Below are 16,281 nucleotides of genomic sequence, written 5' to 3'. Positions count from 1 at the left end.
GTCGTGTCGCCCGATCACGGGCCCGTCAAGGAGGGGCCGCTCGCGCTGGGGCTGATGGTCCGGCCGGCCGCCGCACCTCCGACGGTCGGCTTCGCACCCTGACTCGGAGCCTCGGCGGGTGTGCGCACGGCCGTGGAGTGGGTGAGCCCCTTCAGCATGGCCGTCGGGACGCCGCTCTGCTCGAGCGCGGCCGCGACCTTGGTGCTGAAGTCGCCGCCCGGCTCGGAGGTGTTGTAGAGCTCCCGCAGGTCGAGCCGTCCCTCGGCCATCAGCACCAGGTTCCGGTCGAGCGTGGCGAACGCGGTGGCGAACCCGCCGTCGTGTACGCCGCGCATTCGTCCGTCCTCGAACGCCTGGTAGAGCTGCTCGTTGCCGTTGGCGTCCTCGACCGCCAGCACCACCGGCTTCCCGTCCGCCTTGGCCTTGTCGATCGCGGCCAGCAGCGGCCGGTAGGGCTGGTACGAGCCGTCCTGGCCGTACTCGGTCGCCCGCAGGTCGGGCTTGCCGAGCTTCTCCGGCACCGCCTGCAGCCGGGTGCTCTGCAGCGAGACGTCGCCGCCGGACTCCATCTGCGCGAGACCCTCGAGGTATTCGTGGTACAGCATCTTCACGTAGAACTCGGCGCGCGCCGCGTCCTTCAGGTGGGTCGTCCGCTTGGTCTCCGGAGTGCCTCGTCCCCTGTCGGTGAGCTGGTCGATCTTCACGTCGTACACCACCGGCACCCGGACGGTGACCAGATCACCGTTGCGGAAGGCGCTGGTCTCGAGCCGGGTGCCCCAGGCGTCGGAGGACTGCTCCTTGACCTGTTCACCGATCGAGCCGTTGACCGAGAAGATGCCGCCGCTGAGGCCGCCGGACGCGGTGACCGGGGTGAGGTGGTTCCCCGCGGTCGAGGTGCTGGTCTGGTGCTGGTCACGGCGGACCTTGCCGGACTGGCCGGGCACCGGCCGGCTGATGAGCTCCCAGCCGACCGGCTTGGCGTTGATCTGCACGCCGACCGTGGTCCGGCCGTTGCCTCGGGTCGCCATCGGCTCGAGCTTCAGCCCCCGGGGGCTGGTCAGCTCCTCGAACTTGGCCTCCAGCGCTGTCGGCTGCAGCTGGGTCCCGACCGCCGCGGCGTACGTCGCGAGGCCGCCGGCCCCGAGCACGTCCGGCTGAGCCAGATGGCTGTTCACCCGGTTGTACAGCTCGTCGGTGACGGCCTCGCCCTTGCGGTACGGCAGCATGGCCTCGACTGCCGCGCCCTCGGGCATTTCGAGCGACCGGTGCTCGGGCTGGAACTCCTCGGCGGCCTGCTGAGCGGGGACGTCCGGGGGATCGCTGACCACGCCGCGCGGTACCAACGCGATCAAATCGGCACGGAGCTGTGCCGGCTGGGACTTCGTGGTCTGCGTCGCCGGAGCGGTCCGGTTCAGCCGCCACCGGACGCCGGCCATCTGTGCCGCGCCCGCGTTGTGGATGCGCTCGACCTGGGTGGTGAACACGATCGTGCGGTGCACCGGGGTCAGGTCGAAGTCACCGGTCCGGTCCAGGGTCGTGTTCTGCTCGCCGCTGCCGGCCGTGACCTGACGGATCCGGTCGGTCCCGACCCCGCCGGACAGCGCGCCGCCGGCGCCGTCCTCGGACCTGCCCTCCACGCTGCCGGAGTACGTCGTGCTGTGGCCGGTCGAGCGGTTCCGTCCCACGTAGTTGTACTTCTGCACGAGGCCGATGGCCGCGGCCTTGGTGAGCCCCGGCGTACCGTCGACCGTGACGTCGCCCTCGAAGTGCGCCTTGACCGTGACCAGCAGGATGTCGGATCGCGCCTGGCCCTCGACCGGGATCTCGATCGGCGTGGTGTAGCCCCGCGGACCGAGCATGTTGGCCAGCTGACCCTGGTAGCTGTCCTTGGACAGGTCGACCTCCAGGATCGGTGCGAGCAGGTCGTCGCCGGCCAGCAGTCCGGGCGACACCTCCTCGATCTGGCGATGAATCTGCGGGAGCAGGTCGACGTCCTGATCCGGTTGTCCCTCCACCGTGATCGTGTACGGCTGCGCCGACGCCAGGTTGGTGTCGTACGACTCCGGCAGGCCGACGACGCGCCGGGACTCGGCCAGCCGCTGGGTCCGGGCCAAGGTCTCCGCGAGACGCTCCTCCGGGGTCGGGGCGTTGGACGCCGGTACGCCGGACTTGTCCAGCACCTTCGCGTTCAGGCGCTCGTCGGTGTGCTCGGCCGCGAGGCCCGTGGTCACACCGGCCTTCTCCTGCTTGTAGCGCCGTACGAACGCGGCCGCCGTCCGGGGACTGAGCTCCACCTTGCCGGTCAGGTACCGCTCGGCGACGTCGGCGGCGATCGGCAGCGGAAGGTCGAACTTCCCACTGCCGTAGAGCTCCAGAGCCGTGAACTCCGGCATCGCCTTCTGGACCAGGGCGTCCTGCAACGGCACGGTCTGGACGACGTTGTCGCCCTGCACGATCTCGGCGACCAGCCGGTGCCGCTCGATCAGCTCGTAGTGGACGCCGTCGTTGACCCGCAGTCGCTCCTCGCCGGTCGTCTGGCTGGTGCTGGTCGACTGCGACGTACCGCCGATCCTGCCGACGCCGAGCTTGCCGCTGATCGCGGACTTGTCGGCGTCGACCGGTCCGCCGCCGCCCTCGACCCCGACCCCGCCGCCGACGGAGGTGCCGGACGAGTGGCCGACGTCGTTCATGGTGAAGTTGATGTTGGCGGTGTTCTGGTCGTTGATCGCCACGAGCGTCTGGCTGACCGCCTCGCTGCGGATCACGACCTTGAACTCCTGCGGGAGCAGGGGCCCGTCCGCGACGGCCCGGGCCGGGTTCGCCGGTGCCGGGGTGATGACCAGCGGCAGCTCGTACCGGCCGCTCAGCCACTCGGTGTTTGAGACGAGGGTCTCCGGCGACAGCGCGGTGTGCAGTTGGAGGAAGGCGGTGGTGTCCGCCCGGATCGCCTCGACGGCCGTGAACAGCCGGTCCGCCGGGTTGCCGGCGTCCACCGCGACGGGGATCGACCGGCTGACGGCCTCTCGGCTCGGTGGCTTCGGGTCGGCCTCGAAGACCGGTGTCTCGGCCCTCGCGAGCGAACTGTCGTACGGCAGTACGACGCTGCCGCGGACGTCGGCCAGCGGCTCGGAGTCGCCCTGGTCGGTCATCTCGGTGAAGGTGATCCGGATGCCCTGACGAAGCTTGTCGATCTCGCCCGTGCTCTCGTTCAGCGTGACCCGGTTGATCCGGCGGCCGAGGCTCCAGTTGAAGCTCCGGCCGATCGCGTTCCGGCTCAGTTTGAGGCCCAGTCGCCCGGCCAGGCCCGGCTGTCCTTCGGCCGGGCCGTTGGTCAGGCCGAGGCCGCCGGAGATCGGCACGGACTTCGACCGGCCGGAGGTCTGCTGGCTGGCCCGGGAGCTGATTCCGAGCCGGGCGATGAACCGCCACGGCGTTGTCCCGGCGGGCTCGACGTCGTCGAAGTCCTGCGTGGTGGAGAGCCGGAACAGGCGGGTCCGCGGCGCATGGCCGGTGCGGTGGTCGACCAGCGGAACGACCAGGCCGGACTGGCAGGCCGTGTTCATCCCGGCCGCGATCCGGTAGTCGGTGATGTCCTGGATCACCCGGTCGTAGTTCGCCAGCTGGCCGTTCCGGCGCCGCAGGTCCGACGGCAACTTGTCCCACTGCGGCTGGAGGTTCGCGTCCAGCGGAGGCACCAGGCCCATCGTGCTCAGACTGGTCAACGCCTGCTTCCGGGCCTCGTCGACGCCCTGGAGGTCCTCGGGCAGCGATTTGCCCGGGCCACGCAGCTGGTTCTCACCCGTGCCGTGCCAGGGCGGCAGGGTCTGCGGCCCCTTCGGCGGTTCGGGGTCGCCGAGCAGTAGTGCACGCCCACGCTGGTCGAGCCGGACTTTGCCGTCGTCATCACGCAGTACGACGTCCTTGCCGGCCGGAGCGCCCGTGCGGAGCAGGCGGTTCGCCGTCAACCGCAGCTTGGCCTTGCAGGTGCCCTTGACCTCGATCGGCTTCGCCTTCGGATCACGGAGCTTGCGCACGACGGCGGTGAACTCGACGTCGAGGATCACCCCCTGGGTCGGGGCCATGTCGCGATCGACCACCGGCGTGATCGCCGTTGTGCTGAGGTTCTGCCCGCCGTGACGGGAGACGCTCCGCCCACCGGAGACCTTCGGTGAGAGATCCGCGGTGGAGGAACCGAGGTCGCTCAACGCCGTGGGGCTCGGCAGATACCCGGGCACCGGCTGAACGGGGTCGAGCGGCTTGCCGGGAAAGGCCAGGGACGCCGAGCCGGACAGCGACGTACCGGAGTCGCGGCTCGCGTTGAAGGCCGCGAAGTCGACCTGGACCATCTCCGCACCCATCTCGGCACTGCACTGACCGGTGAGCTCGGCCGTGCGCCAGACCGGCCTGGCCGTGAGGGTGAGCTCGTACTCCGATTCGCCGCCGACCGGGATCGTCCGGCTGAGGCCGCCGGGCTTGGCCGCCTCGCCGAGCAGTCGGTAGGGGTCCTCGGTGACGAGCTCGGTGATGTGGTCGTAGCCGACCCGGTCGAGCCGGCCGTGCTGCTCCTGGAGCTCGGCGACCAGGCGGTCGTTGATGTCGTGCAGACCGCTGATCCGGGTCACCGTGTGCCGCGGGAACTCGGTGCTGACCTCGTCCGCCCGGCCCAGTTGCTCGAGCGTGACGGTCTCGGCCGGCGGCTTGACCGTGTACGGGCTCGGCACCCAGGTCAGCTGCTCACCGGCGTCGACGGTGCGGACCGGTGACCACGGCTCGGTGGGGGAGTTCCGCACCTGGATCTCGAACTCGCCGTTCCAGCTGTACGGGATCGACTCGCCTTTGAACACGTCGACCCAGCCGAGCTGGGCGTGCGTGCTCGCGCCCGCGGTCACGCTCTGGGTCTGGCCGGTGGTCACGTCGGCCCGCGGCGAGAACACCTGCGACGCGGTGTGTACCGCACTTCCGACCGGAGCGAGGGTCATGAACGGCTGCAGGTCGACGCCGTAGCTGATGCTGGACGAGTGCGTGGCGGTGACGGCGTTGCTCTGGCCGCCCTCACCGAGGGTGCCGGACATCTGCTCGGCCAAGGTGTAGTCGAGCCCGGTCACCTCGTTCAGATCGCGGACCTTCATCCGGACCCGGACCTGGGCGACCTGGCTGACGTCGTCGTCGGGGGAGCCGCCGACGGTGAACACCATGCCGTCCGAGAACAATCGGCGGTACTGCGCGACAGGCATCGGGACCGGGCCACGGTCGGCGATCCGCCCGCTGCTGCCGTGCTCGGCCAGCATCGCGTTGATGTCGTCGACCGGCAGCGCCACCCGCTCATCGGTCGGTACGCCGGTCTCCACGTGGTCGACCGGCAGTGCCTCGCGCAGGCTCTCCTGGTAGGTGTCGGTCTTCCCGGCCGCCTCGCGGGCCAGCTCGGCGAGCTGCTCCGGCTGCTGGTTCGGGTCGTCGAGGGCGCCGAGCAGGGTCCGGTAGCCGTCCAGCGCGTGGCCGGCGTCGGTGGCGGCCTGCTGGTAGGCGTGCGCCATCTCGGTGTGACGCCGTGCCTTGCCGAAGGCGGCTTCCGCATCCACGCGCAGCCGGCGGGCACGCTCTGGTGCACCGCGATCCTGCAGGAGTTCCTCGGCCTCTGCCTGGTCCAGTTTCCCGGTCGCCACGTCGGCGGCGGTGGCCGAGCTGGTCGTCCAGCGCTCGGCCTTGGCTTCGAGGTCCGCGACGACGGACTCCAGCGACGCGATCTGCTCCACCACCTGCTGCCGGAGGTGAGCGGGGGTCGCCGGTTCGGGATCGGCTTCGGTGACTGCCCGCTCCGCGGCGAGGCCTTCGACGGCCGCGGCGGGGGAGTACAGCGACTCGGCGGCCCACGGTCGCTCCGGTCGGGTGCCGCCGCGGCGTTCGATGGCCTTGGCCAGACCCTCGATGTCGCGTTCCAGCTCCGCGATGCTCCGCGACCCGTTCGGACGGCCCTCCCGCGCCTGCTGCCAGTCGTTGGACAGCTTCCGGTAGACCGCCAGGTCGGCATTCGTCCGCTGGTCGCGCCGCTCGTGGCTGAAGACCGAACGCAGTCGGCCGAGGATCCCGGTCGGGCTACCGGCGCGCTCCGCCTCCAGTTGCTGCGTCATCAGGCTCAGCTGATGAACCCACACGTCGCCGTACTGCTCCGCGGACAGCCCGGGGGAGATGCGCAGTACGTGCGGGTCGTTGGCCGTCCCCGACCGGATGCGGCCTTGGGCCTGGAGACCGCGGACCGTCGGCAGGATCTCGACCCGGAAGTACTGCGGTGTGTCGCCGGTGGTCAGCGTCATCGCGGCCAGCCGGGCCTGCGTGTTCACGGCCGGCCGGCTCGTCACGGCGGCGCCAAGATCGTCCTCGCCCAGGCGGGCCAGCGCCGCGAGGGCCGCAAGTTCGCTCTGGTGCGGATCGGCGTTCGCCGGATCGGTCGTGTCCATCCCGGTCCCGCGCACGACGCGGGTGAGCGTCTGACGCTGCGAGCGGCGGCGGTGGTTCACTCCGACTTGTGGCCGCTGCCGGCGCTGACTCGTGGTTCCGAGCAGGCCGGCGTCGTGGCTGATCCGCTGCGAGGCCGCGACGACTTCGGTGGCCACCGGCACCCGGGTCTCGCCCGGCAGCGTCGCCAGACGTGCCGCCGCTTCCCTGGACTCCCGCGCAGCGAGCCGTAGCGCCAGGCGGAGCATCGCCTCGCCCTCGATCCGGCGCGATTGGTCCAGTCCCGGGGTGTGCAGCAACCGGTCGAGGGCATTCGTCGCGCCGGCCTCGGGTGACTCGCCGCGGGCCCGGGCGATCTCGGCGCCGACGAGGGCGACAGCCTCGGCGAGCATCCGCTCGTCGCTGGTCCGATCGGCCGCCCGCTGCTGGAACTGGGTCTCCAGAGCCCGCACGACATGGGCCGGCAGGACGTCCTGCCCGCTGGTCAGCCAGACCCGGCCGTCACGGAGAGGTACGGCGGTCGGCGCCACGATCCCCAGTGCGGTCCCGATCGCAGCGCGGGCGCGCGCGACCGGATCCGGGGCGGTGACAACAGGGGTCGTCAGACGACCCACCCCCTCCCGAATCGTGTCTCGGTGATCACCATTGGTCACCGAGACCTCCTTGCCCGGACGTTAGCAAACTTTCGGTTACCGGCCAGCCACTCAGCTTCCGCGATCTGTTAACGATTTACGCCTGCTCGACCCCTGCCCAGCCTCCTACGATCGTCACATGACCGACCGGTTGGGATCGTCGGAGTGGAGTGTCTCCGAGGCGCGGAACGTGGTGGCCCAGTTGCGGCACGTGGCCACCACCGGCCCGGAGTACGACGCTGTCGAGTTGTTTCTCGCTCTCTGTGACTACCTCGACCAGCTCCACGGTTCCCCCGGCTTCGACCGGGTCCTGCCCGAGGCGGAGCGATCGGCGCTCGCGGACGTCGTGCGCCGGATTCGCGGCAGGTCCGCCGTACCGGATGAGGACGGTGAAAGGCTCGTGCAGCCGGTCAACGCCGCCGTCACACTTGCCGACGGGCGGGTGCTCGCGGCGGAGTTGCAGGAGGCGGACGGATGGCAACGGGAGCTCGGGCTGGCTCTCCAGGGGTTGTTCAACTATCTAGACCAGTTGTACGGCGGACCGGGGGCGTTCACCGAGATGCTGACGTCGGAGGAGCGCGAGCGGGTCGCCCGGCGGTGACGGCGCTGACCTGGCGTCACGGATGGCACCCTGGTGCCATTACGGTAGGCGCGTGAGTCTCTCCTCCTCCACGCGTACTTCGTCCCAGAGCACCCGCGGAGCGGGCAGATCGGCGGGCAGTGGTACGAACCGCCTGCCGGGCAGCCGGGAACGCCGCCCCGCCCTCGCCGCGCTCGCGGTGATCCTGATCCTGCTCGGTGCGGCCGGCTCCGCGCTGATCGCGGTGAACAGCGGCAACCGGTCGGACTTCGTCGCGGTCTCCGGCGATCTCGGGCCCGGTCACAAGCTGGAGCGCAAGGACCTGTCCCGGGGTGACCTGGCCGGCGCGACCGGCGGCCTGATCCCGTGGTCGGAGGCCGAGAAGTACATCGGTCAGTACACGACGACCCGGCTGTACAAGGACCAGTTCGTCACGCCGGACAACTTCACCGCCCAGAAGCCGATCCCGGCCGGCGGTGCGCTGGTCGGTGTCAGCCTCGAGGGCGGCCGAGCGCCGTCGGACGGGATCCAGGTCGGCGACATCGTCTCGGTGATCCGCGTCCCCACCGCCAACCAGGACAGCCAGCCGGCCACGCCGCTGGTCACCGCCGCCGAGGTGACCGCGAGCGCCGGGGCGATCGCGGACGTGAAGACCCAGGCGAACACCACCCTGAACGTGACCGTCCTGGTCCCGACCGAGAAGGCGACCGCCGTCGCGGCGGCCGCGGCGGCGAAGACCCTGGTCCTGGTGAAGCTGAACCCGGCCACCAAGCCCGAGGTCTCGCGCACCGACGGAGACGGTTGATGGCACTGGTGGCACTGGCGAGCGCGAAGGGCTCGCCCGGGGTGACGACCGCCAGTCTCGTCTTCGGCGCGCTCTGGCCGCGGCAGGTGCTGGTCGCCGAGTGCGACCCGGCCGGCAGCGACGTGGCCATCCGGATGACCGCACCGGGCGGCGCCCCGCTGAACTCCGACCGCGGTCTGGTCAGCCTGGCCGCGGCGAGCCGCAAGGGACTCAGCGACGAGGTCATCCTCGCGCACAGCCAGCAACTCGACGGCGGTCTCGACGTCATGCTGGGTGTCCGTTCACCCGAGCAGGTCGGCGGGATGGGCGGTCTGTGGCATCCGCTCGGCATCTCGTTCAACCAGATTCAGCACGGCGACGTACTGGCCGACTGCGGGCGCATCGGCGCCGCGTCCCCGCAGCTGCCCGTCATCCAGTCCGCCCGGCTGATCGTCATGGTGTGTACGGCGACCGGGTCGTCGGTGGCGCACCTGCGGGAGCGACTGTCGTCGCTGGTGCACCACGTCGACGCACAGCTCGGTGTGGTCGTGGTGGCGGACCCGAAGCGGCGTGACGGCGTCAAGCAGGTGTGGACCGTGCTGGACGCGATGGCCGTGCCGGTGCGATACCGGTGGCACCTGGCCTACGACCCGGCCGGTGCGGCGTTCTTCGACGGGCGCGGCCACGGCCGGCTCGAGAAGACGCAGCTGATCCGGTCGGCGGCCGACATCACCGCGGAGATGGCCGCGATCGTGGCCGCGCCGCCGCCGCAGCAGTTCGACATGGCGCAGGCCGCCTTCCCACCGAACGGGGAGTGGGAGAGATGAGCGCCGATCAGGAGCTGGTGCGGAAGCTGCGGGTCCAGGTCGCCGAGCGGCTGAACGAGCAACGCCGCCGGGACCAGGTGAACGGCGTACCGCCGATGAGCGCCGAGGACGAGCGCGAGTACGCCCGCTCGCTGATCGTCCAGGTGCTCGAGGACCACGCCCGCTACGAGCTGGCCGAGGGCCGGACCCCGCCGACGCCGGAGGACGACGCGCAGATCGCCGCCGCGATCCACTCCGCGCTGTTCGGGGTCGGCCGGCTGCAGCCGCTGATCGACGACCCCGAGGTCGAGAACATCGACATCAACGGCTGCGACCAGGTCTTCGTCCAGTACGGCGACGGCCGCGAGGAGAACCCGGGCCCGGTCGCCGAGAGCGACGAGGAACTGGTCGAGCTGATCCAGGTGCTGGCCGCCCACGCGGGGCTGACCAGCCGCCCGTTCGACTCGGCCAACCCGCAGCTCGACCTGCGGCTGCCGGACGGTTCCCGGTTGTCCGCCGTCATGGGCGTCACCGCGCGCCCGGCGGTGTCGATCCGGCGGGCCCGCCTGGGCCGGGTGTTCCTCCGCGACCTGGTTGCCAACGGCACCATGTCCGAGGACGTCGGCTCGTTCCTGCGGGCCGCGGTCGCGGCGCGCAAGAACATCATGATCGCGGGCGCGACGAACTCCGGGAAGACGACGCTGCTGCGCGCCCTGGCGAACGAGATCCCGCCGCACGAGCGGCTGATCACCGTCGAGCGCTCGCTCGAACTCGGCCTCGGCGAGTTCAAGGACCTGCACCCGAACGTGGTCGCGTTCGAGGAACGGCTGCCGAACTCCGAGGGGGTCGGTGCGGTCAGCATGGCCGACCTGGTCCGCCGGTCGCTGCGGATGAACCCGTCCCGGGTCATCGTCGGTGAGGTGCTCGGCGACGAGATCGTCACCATGCTGAACGCGATGAGCCAGGGCAACGACGGCTCGCTGTCGACGATCCACTCGAACAGCTCGATGGAGGTGTTCAACCGGATCAGCACCTACGCGATCCAGGCGACCGAGCGGCTGCCGATGGAGGCCACCCAGATGCTGATCGCCGGTGCGCTCGACTTCGTCGTGTTCGTCCGCAAGCAGAACGACTACCTGCACGGCGGCGGCCTGCGGCGGTACGTCGAGAGCATCCGGGAGGTCACCGGCTGGGACGGCCGGGTGCTGTCCGGCGAGGTGTTCGCACCGGGACCGGATGGCCGGGCGGCCGCACACGCGCCGATCGCCTGCATGGACGAGCTCGAGCACTTCGGGTACCAGCCGCTCGTGCACGGAACCTGGGCATGAGGTGAGGCCGCGATGAACGACCGGACCCTGCTCGCCCTGCTGTGCGGCGCGGTGGTCGGCGGCGGTCTGCTGCTGCTCGTCATCGCCATCCGCGGCACCGAGCCGCGGCAGGAGACACCGTCGCTGTTCCGCCGCGCCGGCAGCGTGGACGGCCGCAAGAACCTCGCCCGCCTCGGCGCCGGCGTCGGCGTGGCACTGCTCGTCCTCGTGGTGACCCGCTGGCTGGTGCTGGCGGTCGCGCTCGGTCTGCTGGCGGCGCTCGCCGACCGCTTCTTCGGCGGCACCGGTGAGGAACGACGGGCGATCGAACGGCTCGACGCGCTGGCCACCTGGACCGAGGCACTGCGCGACACCATCGCCGGCGCGGTCGGCCTGGAACAGGCGATCCCGGCTACCGCGGTCAACGCGGCCCCGGCGATCAAGCCCGGCCTGAATCTGCTGGTCGACCGGCTGCGCATCCGCGAGCCGTTGCCTTCGGCCCTGATGCGGTTCGCCGACGACCTCGACGACCCGTCCGCGGACCTGATCGTCGCGGCCCTGGTGCTGAACGCCCGGCTCCGTGGTCCCGGTCTGCGCGAGGTGCTCAGCGCCCTGGCCGATTCGGCGCGCGAGGAACTCGACGTACGACGGAAGGTCGCGGCGGAACGGCGGTCGACCCGGCGGAGCGTGCAGGTGGTCGTCGCGGTCACGCTGATCATGGCCGCGGGGCTGGTGCTGTTCAACCCCGTCTACATGGCGCCGTACACGAGTTTCATCGGGCAGTTCGTCCTGTTCATCGTGATCGCGCTGTACGCGCTCGGCCTGATGTGGCTGCGCAAGCTGGCCAAGATCGAGGTCCCGGAGCGGTTCCTGATCCGCGGCAACGACAAGCGGGCCAAGCGGGCCGGCGACGAGCGGATGGAGGTGGTGGGCGGATGACCTGGGCGTTCATCACCGGCGGCCTGGTCGGTCTCGGCGTGTATCTGCTGGTGCGGATGTTCGTCAAGCCGTCGGCGAACGTACTGTCCACGATCGCCCGGATCGACGCCGGCCGGAGCGGGTACACCCACGCGGCGACCGCGAGTGCGGCCGGCGAACGGGTACTCGGCGGTCTCGACAAGGCCCGCGCGTCGCTCGGCCGGCGGCTCGAGCTGGAGGCGAACGCGCGCGGCTGGGCGTTCGGCAAGCTGCGCCGCGATCTCGCGGTGATGAACCAGCCGTTCGCCGCGATGCTCGCGACCAAGGTGTTCTTCGCGCTCGGTGCGATGATCTTCATCCCGCTCGTGCTGTTCCTGTTCGCGATGCTCGGGCTCACCGCGCCCGGTGCCGCCCCGGCGATCGTGACGCTCGCCGCGATGGCGTTCGCGTTCTTCCTGCCCGACCTGGCGTTGCGGCAGGAGGCGGAGGCGCGGCGGCGCGACTTCCGGCACGTGGTCGGCAGCTTCCTCGACCTGGTCGCGATGAACCTGGCCGGCGGGCGCGGCCTGCCCGAGGCACTGATGACGGCGTCCACCATCGGCGACCACTGGGCGATGGCTCGGATCCGGCAGGCGCTGGCGAACGCCCGGCTGATTGGCATCACGCCGTGGGACGCGATGGCCCAACTGGGCGAGGACCTCGGCGTCGAAGAGCTGCGGGACCTGGCGTCGGCGCTGGCACTGGCGGGTGACGAAGGCGCCAAGATCCGGGCCTCGCTGCTGGCCCGGGCGGCGTCGCTGCGGCGCAAGGAGCTGGCGGACGTGGAAGGCAAGGCGGGTGAGCGGTCCCAGTCGATGCTGGTCGCGCAGCTGGTCATGATCGCCGCGTTCTTCCTGTTCCTCGCCTTCCCGGCCGGTGTCGCGATCCTCGGAAGTTAGGCCGGACCGTGATCGGGGCAAGGGATCCAGGACGCGAATCTGTCCGTCGTACAAGGCATACTGAGGCCCGATTCGGGCTCACGACTGGGAAGGCATACGGATGAACTCGGAACTGCAGTTCTGGCGCGCGATGGCCGGCTACGCGGTGGCGCGGGCCCAGGCCCAACGGGCCCGGGCACGGCAGGGGCGGACCGAGCTCGGCGCGTCCGCGCTGGAGTGGGCCATCATCTCGGCCATCCTCGTTGCCGCGGCTCTGGCGATCGGCCTGGTGGTCCGTCGCGTGATCGACAAGCGCACCGGCGAGATCGAGAACGGCTGATCCCTGGTGCCGCCCCGCCACGCTCGCGCCGTACCGTCGCGTCCACGTGCGCGCCGGTCCGTCGTACGCCGTCCGTCGCCCGGCAGGCACCGGCGGCGGTCCGAGCGGGGTGCAACCTCACTGGAGCTGGCGATCCTGGCGCCGATGATCCTGGCGCTGGTCTTCATGTCTGTCCAGACCGCGCTGTGGCTGTACGGGCGGTCGGTCGCGCTGAACGCCGCCCAGGAAGGGGTTTCGCGCCTCCGCCTGGTCCAGCCGCCGGTGTACACGACCGGCGTGGGTGAGAAGGTCCGGGCCGACATCAAGGCGTACGCCGAGCAACTCGGCGGCACCACCTTGCGCAACACCGACGTGAAGCCACCGTCGTACAACAACCCCGAGGGCATGGTGTCGTTCACGGTGACCGGCGACACGGTGTCGCTGGTGCCCGGTCTGACGCTGCGCGTGGAGCGCACCGCGACCGGGCCGATCGAGCAGTTCGAGGCCGACGACAGGTGAGCGAGATCATGGAGCGGAAGCTGGGGATCCGCCGCCCACCCCGGCACGCCCGCGCGGTGGTCCGGCACCTGGGCGTCCCCGGCCGGCGGGCAGCGGCGCGGCACCGGCGACCGAGCGAGCAGGGCACGATGGCTCTCGAACTCGCCGTCCTGGCGCCGATCCTGCTGATCCTGTTCATGTTCCTGCTCGCCTGCGGCCGGTACTTCCAGACCTCGTCGCTGCTGGAGAGCGCCGCCCGGGACGGCGCCCGCTCGGCCAGCCAGGCCCGCTCGTTGGCCGAGGCGCAGGGGTACGTCGACGACGCGGTGGCCCGGACGATGAGCCAGGCGTTCAAGTCGTGCAAGGACACCGCGAGCGGCTCGATCACCACCGCGTTCGCCGCCGGTACGCCGCTGTCGGTCGAGGTCACCTGCACGATCGACTACCGCGACCTCGGCCTGCTCGGCATCGGTGGCGACACCACGATCACCAAGCGGTTCAGCTCGTCGGTCGACCCGTACCGAGGTGTCCGCGATGGCTCGTGAGCGCGGGTCCCGGGTCGCCGAGTTCTTCCGGATCGATGCTCCCGGCAACCACCGGCGGACGGTCGGCCGCGGCGCGCTGAGCCCTGCGGTGGCGATCCTGGCGGTGATGATCTTCACGCTGGCCGGCCTGGTCATCGACGGCGGACGCCAGCTCGGCGCCCGGTCCCGCGCGGTCGGCTACGCCCAGGAGGCCGCCCGGGTCGGTGCCGCGAGCATCCAGTTGAACTCCGCCGAGGCCAAGATCGACACCGCCAAGGCGGCCACCGCCATCGCCGCCTTCTGCGCCCAGGTGTCCTCCAACGACCCGGCCGTCACCTCCTGCGCCCCCACCACCCTCACCGAGGACCAGGTCGACATCCGCGTCACCCTCGACAACAAGACCACCTTCCTCGGCCTCATCAACAAACACTCCCTCAAAGCCGCCGGCACCGGCACCGCCCACCCCGAACAAGGCATCAAGAAGGCCGACGACAGCCCCACGATCCCCCCGATCGTGGTGAACACCACGCCCGACGACCCGGGCGCCCCGATCAGCACAGCGGTACCGCCGACGCTCGACCTTCCGTGCCCGACCTGGACCATCGGTTCTCCGACACCGGTCTGGACACTGTCGCCGCTGCCGTTCCCCGCGACCTGCACACCGAGCATCACACCGTCTCCGACGGACACCGAGACGTCGACCGGACCGACCGATCCGCCGGGAAGCTCCGGCCCGCCGGCCAGCTCCGCGCCACCGGGCGGTGGCGCACCGCCGCAGTCCGTCCCGCCGAGCCGCCAAACACCGTAAGGACCACCGACCGTGCGAAGCCTCGCCCTCCCCTCAGCCGTGCTGGCCGGTGCCCTGTTCCTGACCGGCTGCGGCGGAAGCAACGCCGACGACGGCGGACGCCCGGTCCCCGTCGGCGGCGGCGACTCCGGCAGCACCACCACATCCAGCACTCCCAGCACGAGCGCCACCACGCCGACGGCTCCGCCGTCTCAGCCGGTGCCGAGCGCCGGCACGCCCGCGCGCAAGACGCAGGTCTACATGATGGCCGGGAACTTCGCCTCGAATCCGGCCGTCCAAGGCCTCGTGCAGAGCTACCCGCTGTACTTCCAGGCCCTGGTCGACCGCGACGACACCGTTCTGCGGAAATCGTTCCCGTCGTTCTTCTACGCCGACACGTCCCAGGCGATAGTCGATGCCAAGCGCAACGGCTGGATCATGCGCCCACCCGGCAGCGTGGTCGTTCTCGGCGTCCAGAGCCAGTCGGACGGCACCGTGCGGGTGAAGACGTGCCGCTCGCAGACGACGCAGTACTGGGATCCGAAGGCGAAGCAGTGGACCGTGGTCGCGCCGAAGGGCTCACCGCAGGTCATCGACATGATCAAAACCGGCCTCGGCTGGTTGCCGTACCGGCTGGCGCCGACCAAGGGTGTCAACTGCGCGCGGGTCAACTTTCCGGCGTAGGTCGGAACTGGACCACACATTCCGAAAAGGTGACGAGGCACAGAGCAACGGGCATGATGCCCCTGGGCGAAGATAATCTGCGGACAGACGATCTGGGGAGTGAGGATGCGCAACCGAGTGGGCCGTGGGCTGGTGGCCCTGAGCGCCGTACTCGCACTGCTGATGGCCGTCCCCGCCACGACGGCCTCGGCCGACACCATCCACAGCGGTAACCGGGTCTGCAGCATGTACGTGAACTCGATCGGTTTCGGCGCGTACTGCAGCTCCGGCAAGTACTACATCCCGGGTGAAGGCCCGCCGCCGCGGACCTGGCGGCAGAAGCTGGCCGGCCGGCCCTTCATCCCGTGCCGGGATTTCGACATCCCGAAGGGGATCCGGCTGCCGCAGGCACCGGAGGGCAAGACCTGGGTCATGCGGATCACGATCACCGACTACAACCTGGACACCTACAACGGTGGCGAGAACGCGCATCTGGAGCGCGCGTACGTCCCGGTGAACGAGGCCGAGCGCAACCAGTGCCCGTTCCCGGACTACATGGAACAGTTCTGGTGGCGCTTCGACAGCCAGTATCCGCCGCCGGTGCTGCAGGTGAAGCCCACGTTCACACCCCGGGTCAACGTGCCTGCCTATTTCTCCCTGACGGCCGACAGTTCGCTGGTCCTGAAGAACGATCCGCGGAAGGACCCGGAGCTGGACAGCGGGTTCTTCGACCCGACGCACAACCTGACCATGCGTGGGATGGTCGTGAAGATGACGGTCGATCCCGGAGACGGTTCCAAGCCGATCGTGTGCCAGATGGGCGCGACTCCGGTCGACGACGCCGACGGGTACGACGAGACCAAGGACCCGTTCCACCAGATGAGCACGTGCAAGCACATCTACAAGCGGTCCAGCGCGACCCAGCCTGACGGCATGTACACGGTGAAGCTGACGATCACCTGGGAGGTGTCGTACTGGGTCGGGCAGTCGGACGGTTGGGTGCCGATCGGGCGGGCGAACGTCGAAGCGGTGCAGCGGTTGCCTGTGCAGGAAGTGCAGGCTATCGGTGGCTGATGGCGGGGGTATGGAGGAA

At 70.4% G+C, this 16,281-nt stretch carries 13 protein-coding genes; 12 read left to right on the top strand and 1 reads right to left on the bottom strand.

Annotated elements, in window-relative coordinates:
• Positions 1-14: 14 nt before the first annotated feature.
• On the bottom strand, positions 15-7,067 hold the full coding sequence (locus tag ACYVOK_RS10395) for a hypothetical protein (RefSeq protein ID WP_460662088.1): 7,053 nt from the start codon (positions 7,065-7,067) through the stop codon (positions 15-17).
• 157 nt (positions 7,068-7,224) lie between these two features.
• Here ACYVOK_RS10395 and ACYVOK_RS10390 point away from each other — a divergent pair, with 157 nt between their 5' ends.
• From ACYVOK_RS10390 to ACYVOK_RS10335, 12 genes are all read left to right on the top strand, one after another.
• Entirely contained in the window at positions 7,225-7,686 is a 462-nt protein-coding gene (locus tag ACYVOK_RS10390; RefSeq protein WP_460662087.1) for a hypothetical protein, read from the top strand.
• A gap of 52 nt (positions 7,687-7,738) precedes the next feature.
• Entirely contained in the window at positions 7,739-8,470 is a 732-nt protein-coding gene (locus ACYVOK_RS10385) for a hypothetical protein (RefSeq protein WP_460662086.1), read from the top strand.
• Entirely contained in the window at positions 8,470-9,276 is an 807-nt protein-coding gene (locus tag ACYVOK_RS10380; protein ID WP_460662085.1) for a hypothetical protein, read from the top strand. The genes ACYVOK_RS10385 and ACYVOK_RS10380 overlap by 1 nt, the downstream gene beginning before the upstream one ends.
• Positions 9,273-10,583 carry a CpaF family protein gene (locus tag ACYVOK_RS10375; RefSeq protein ID WP_460662084.1) on the top strand — a complete coding sequence of 437 codons (1,311 nt, stop codon included), beginning with the start codon at positions 9,273-9,275 and terminating at the stop codon, positions 10,581-10,583. The genes ACYVOK_RS10380 and ACYVOK_RS10375 overlap by 4 nt, the downstream gene beginning before the upstream one ends.
• A gap of 12 nt (positions 10,584-10,595) precedes the next feature.
• Entirely contained in the window at positions 10,596-11,501 is a 906-nt protein-coding gene (locus ACYVOK_RS10370) for a type II secretion system F family protein (RefSeq protein WP_460662083.1), read from the top strand.
• Complete coding sequence (locus tag ACYVOK_RS10365; RefSeq protein WP_460662082.1) at positions 11,498-12,418, top strand: type II secretion system F family protein; 921 nt, start codon at positions 11,498-11,500, stop codon at positions 12,416-12,418. Before ACYVOK_RS10370 ends, ACYVOK_RS10365 begins: the two co-directional genes overlap by 4 nt.
• Before the next feature lie 100 nt (positions 12,419-12,518).
• Positions 12,519-12,737: a hypothetical protein gene (locus ACYVOK_RS10360; protein WP_460662081.1), complete on the top strand. Its 219-nt coding sequence runs from the start codon at positions 12,519-12,521 to the stop codon at positions 12,735-12,737.
• 120 nt (positions 12,738-12,857) lie between these two features.
• Positions 12,858-13,235 carry a TadE family protein gene (locus tag ACYVOK_RS10355; protein ID WP_460662191.1) on the top strand — a complete coding sequence of 126 codons (378 nt, stop codon included), beginning with the start codon at positions 12,858-12,860 and terminating at the stop codon, positions 13,233-13,235.
• Positions 13,236-13,243: 8 nt separating this feature from the next.
• The gene (locus ACYVOK_RS10350; protein ID WP_460662080.1) at positions 13,244-13,759 is read left to right on the top strand and encodes a TadE/TadG family type IV pilus assembly protein; all 516 of its coding nucleotides are present in this window, start codon (positions 13,244-13,246) and stop codon (positions 13,757-13,759) included.
• Positions 13,749-14,546, top strand: a complete 798-nt coding sequence (locus tag ACYVOK_RS10345) for a TadE/TadG family type IV pilus assembly protein (RefSeq protein ID WP_460662079.1) — start codon at positions 13,749-13,751, stop codon at positions 14,544-14,546. The genes ACYVOK_RS10350 and ACYVOK_RS10345 overlap by 11 nt, the downstream gene beginning before the upstream one ends.
• Positions 14,547-14,558: 12 nt before the next feature.
• Positions 14,559-15,209: a hypothetical protein gene (locus ACYVOK_RS10340; protein ID WP_460662078.1), complete on the top strand. Its 651-nt coding sequence runs from the start codon at positions 14,559-14,561 to the stop codon at positions 15,207-15,209.
• A 105-nt stretch (positions 15,210-15,314) separates the two neighbouring features.
• Positions 15,315-16,262, top strand: coding sequence for a hypothetical protein (locus tag ACYVOK_RS10335; protein WP_460662077.1), 948 nt, complete (start codon positions 15,315-15,317; stop codon positions 16,260-16,262).
• Positions 16,263-16,281 lie beyond the last annotated feature (19 nt).

It is taken from the genome of Kribbella swartbergensis, assembly GCF_054784135.1.
Note: the sequence above shows the minus strand (reverse complement) of the source record. Positions and strands in the feature narration are given on the sequence as shown.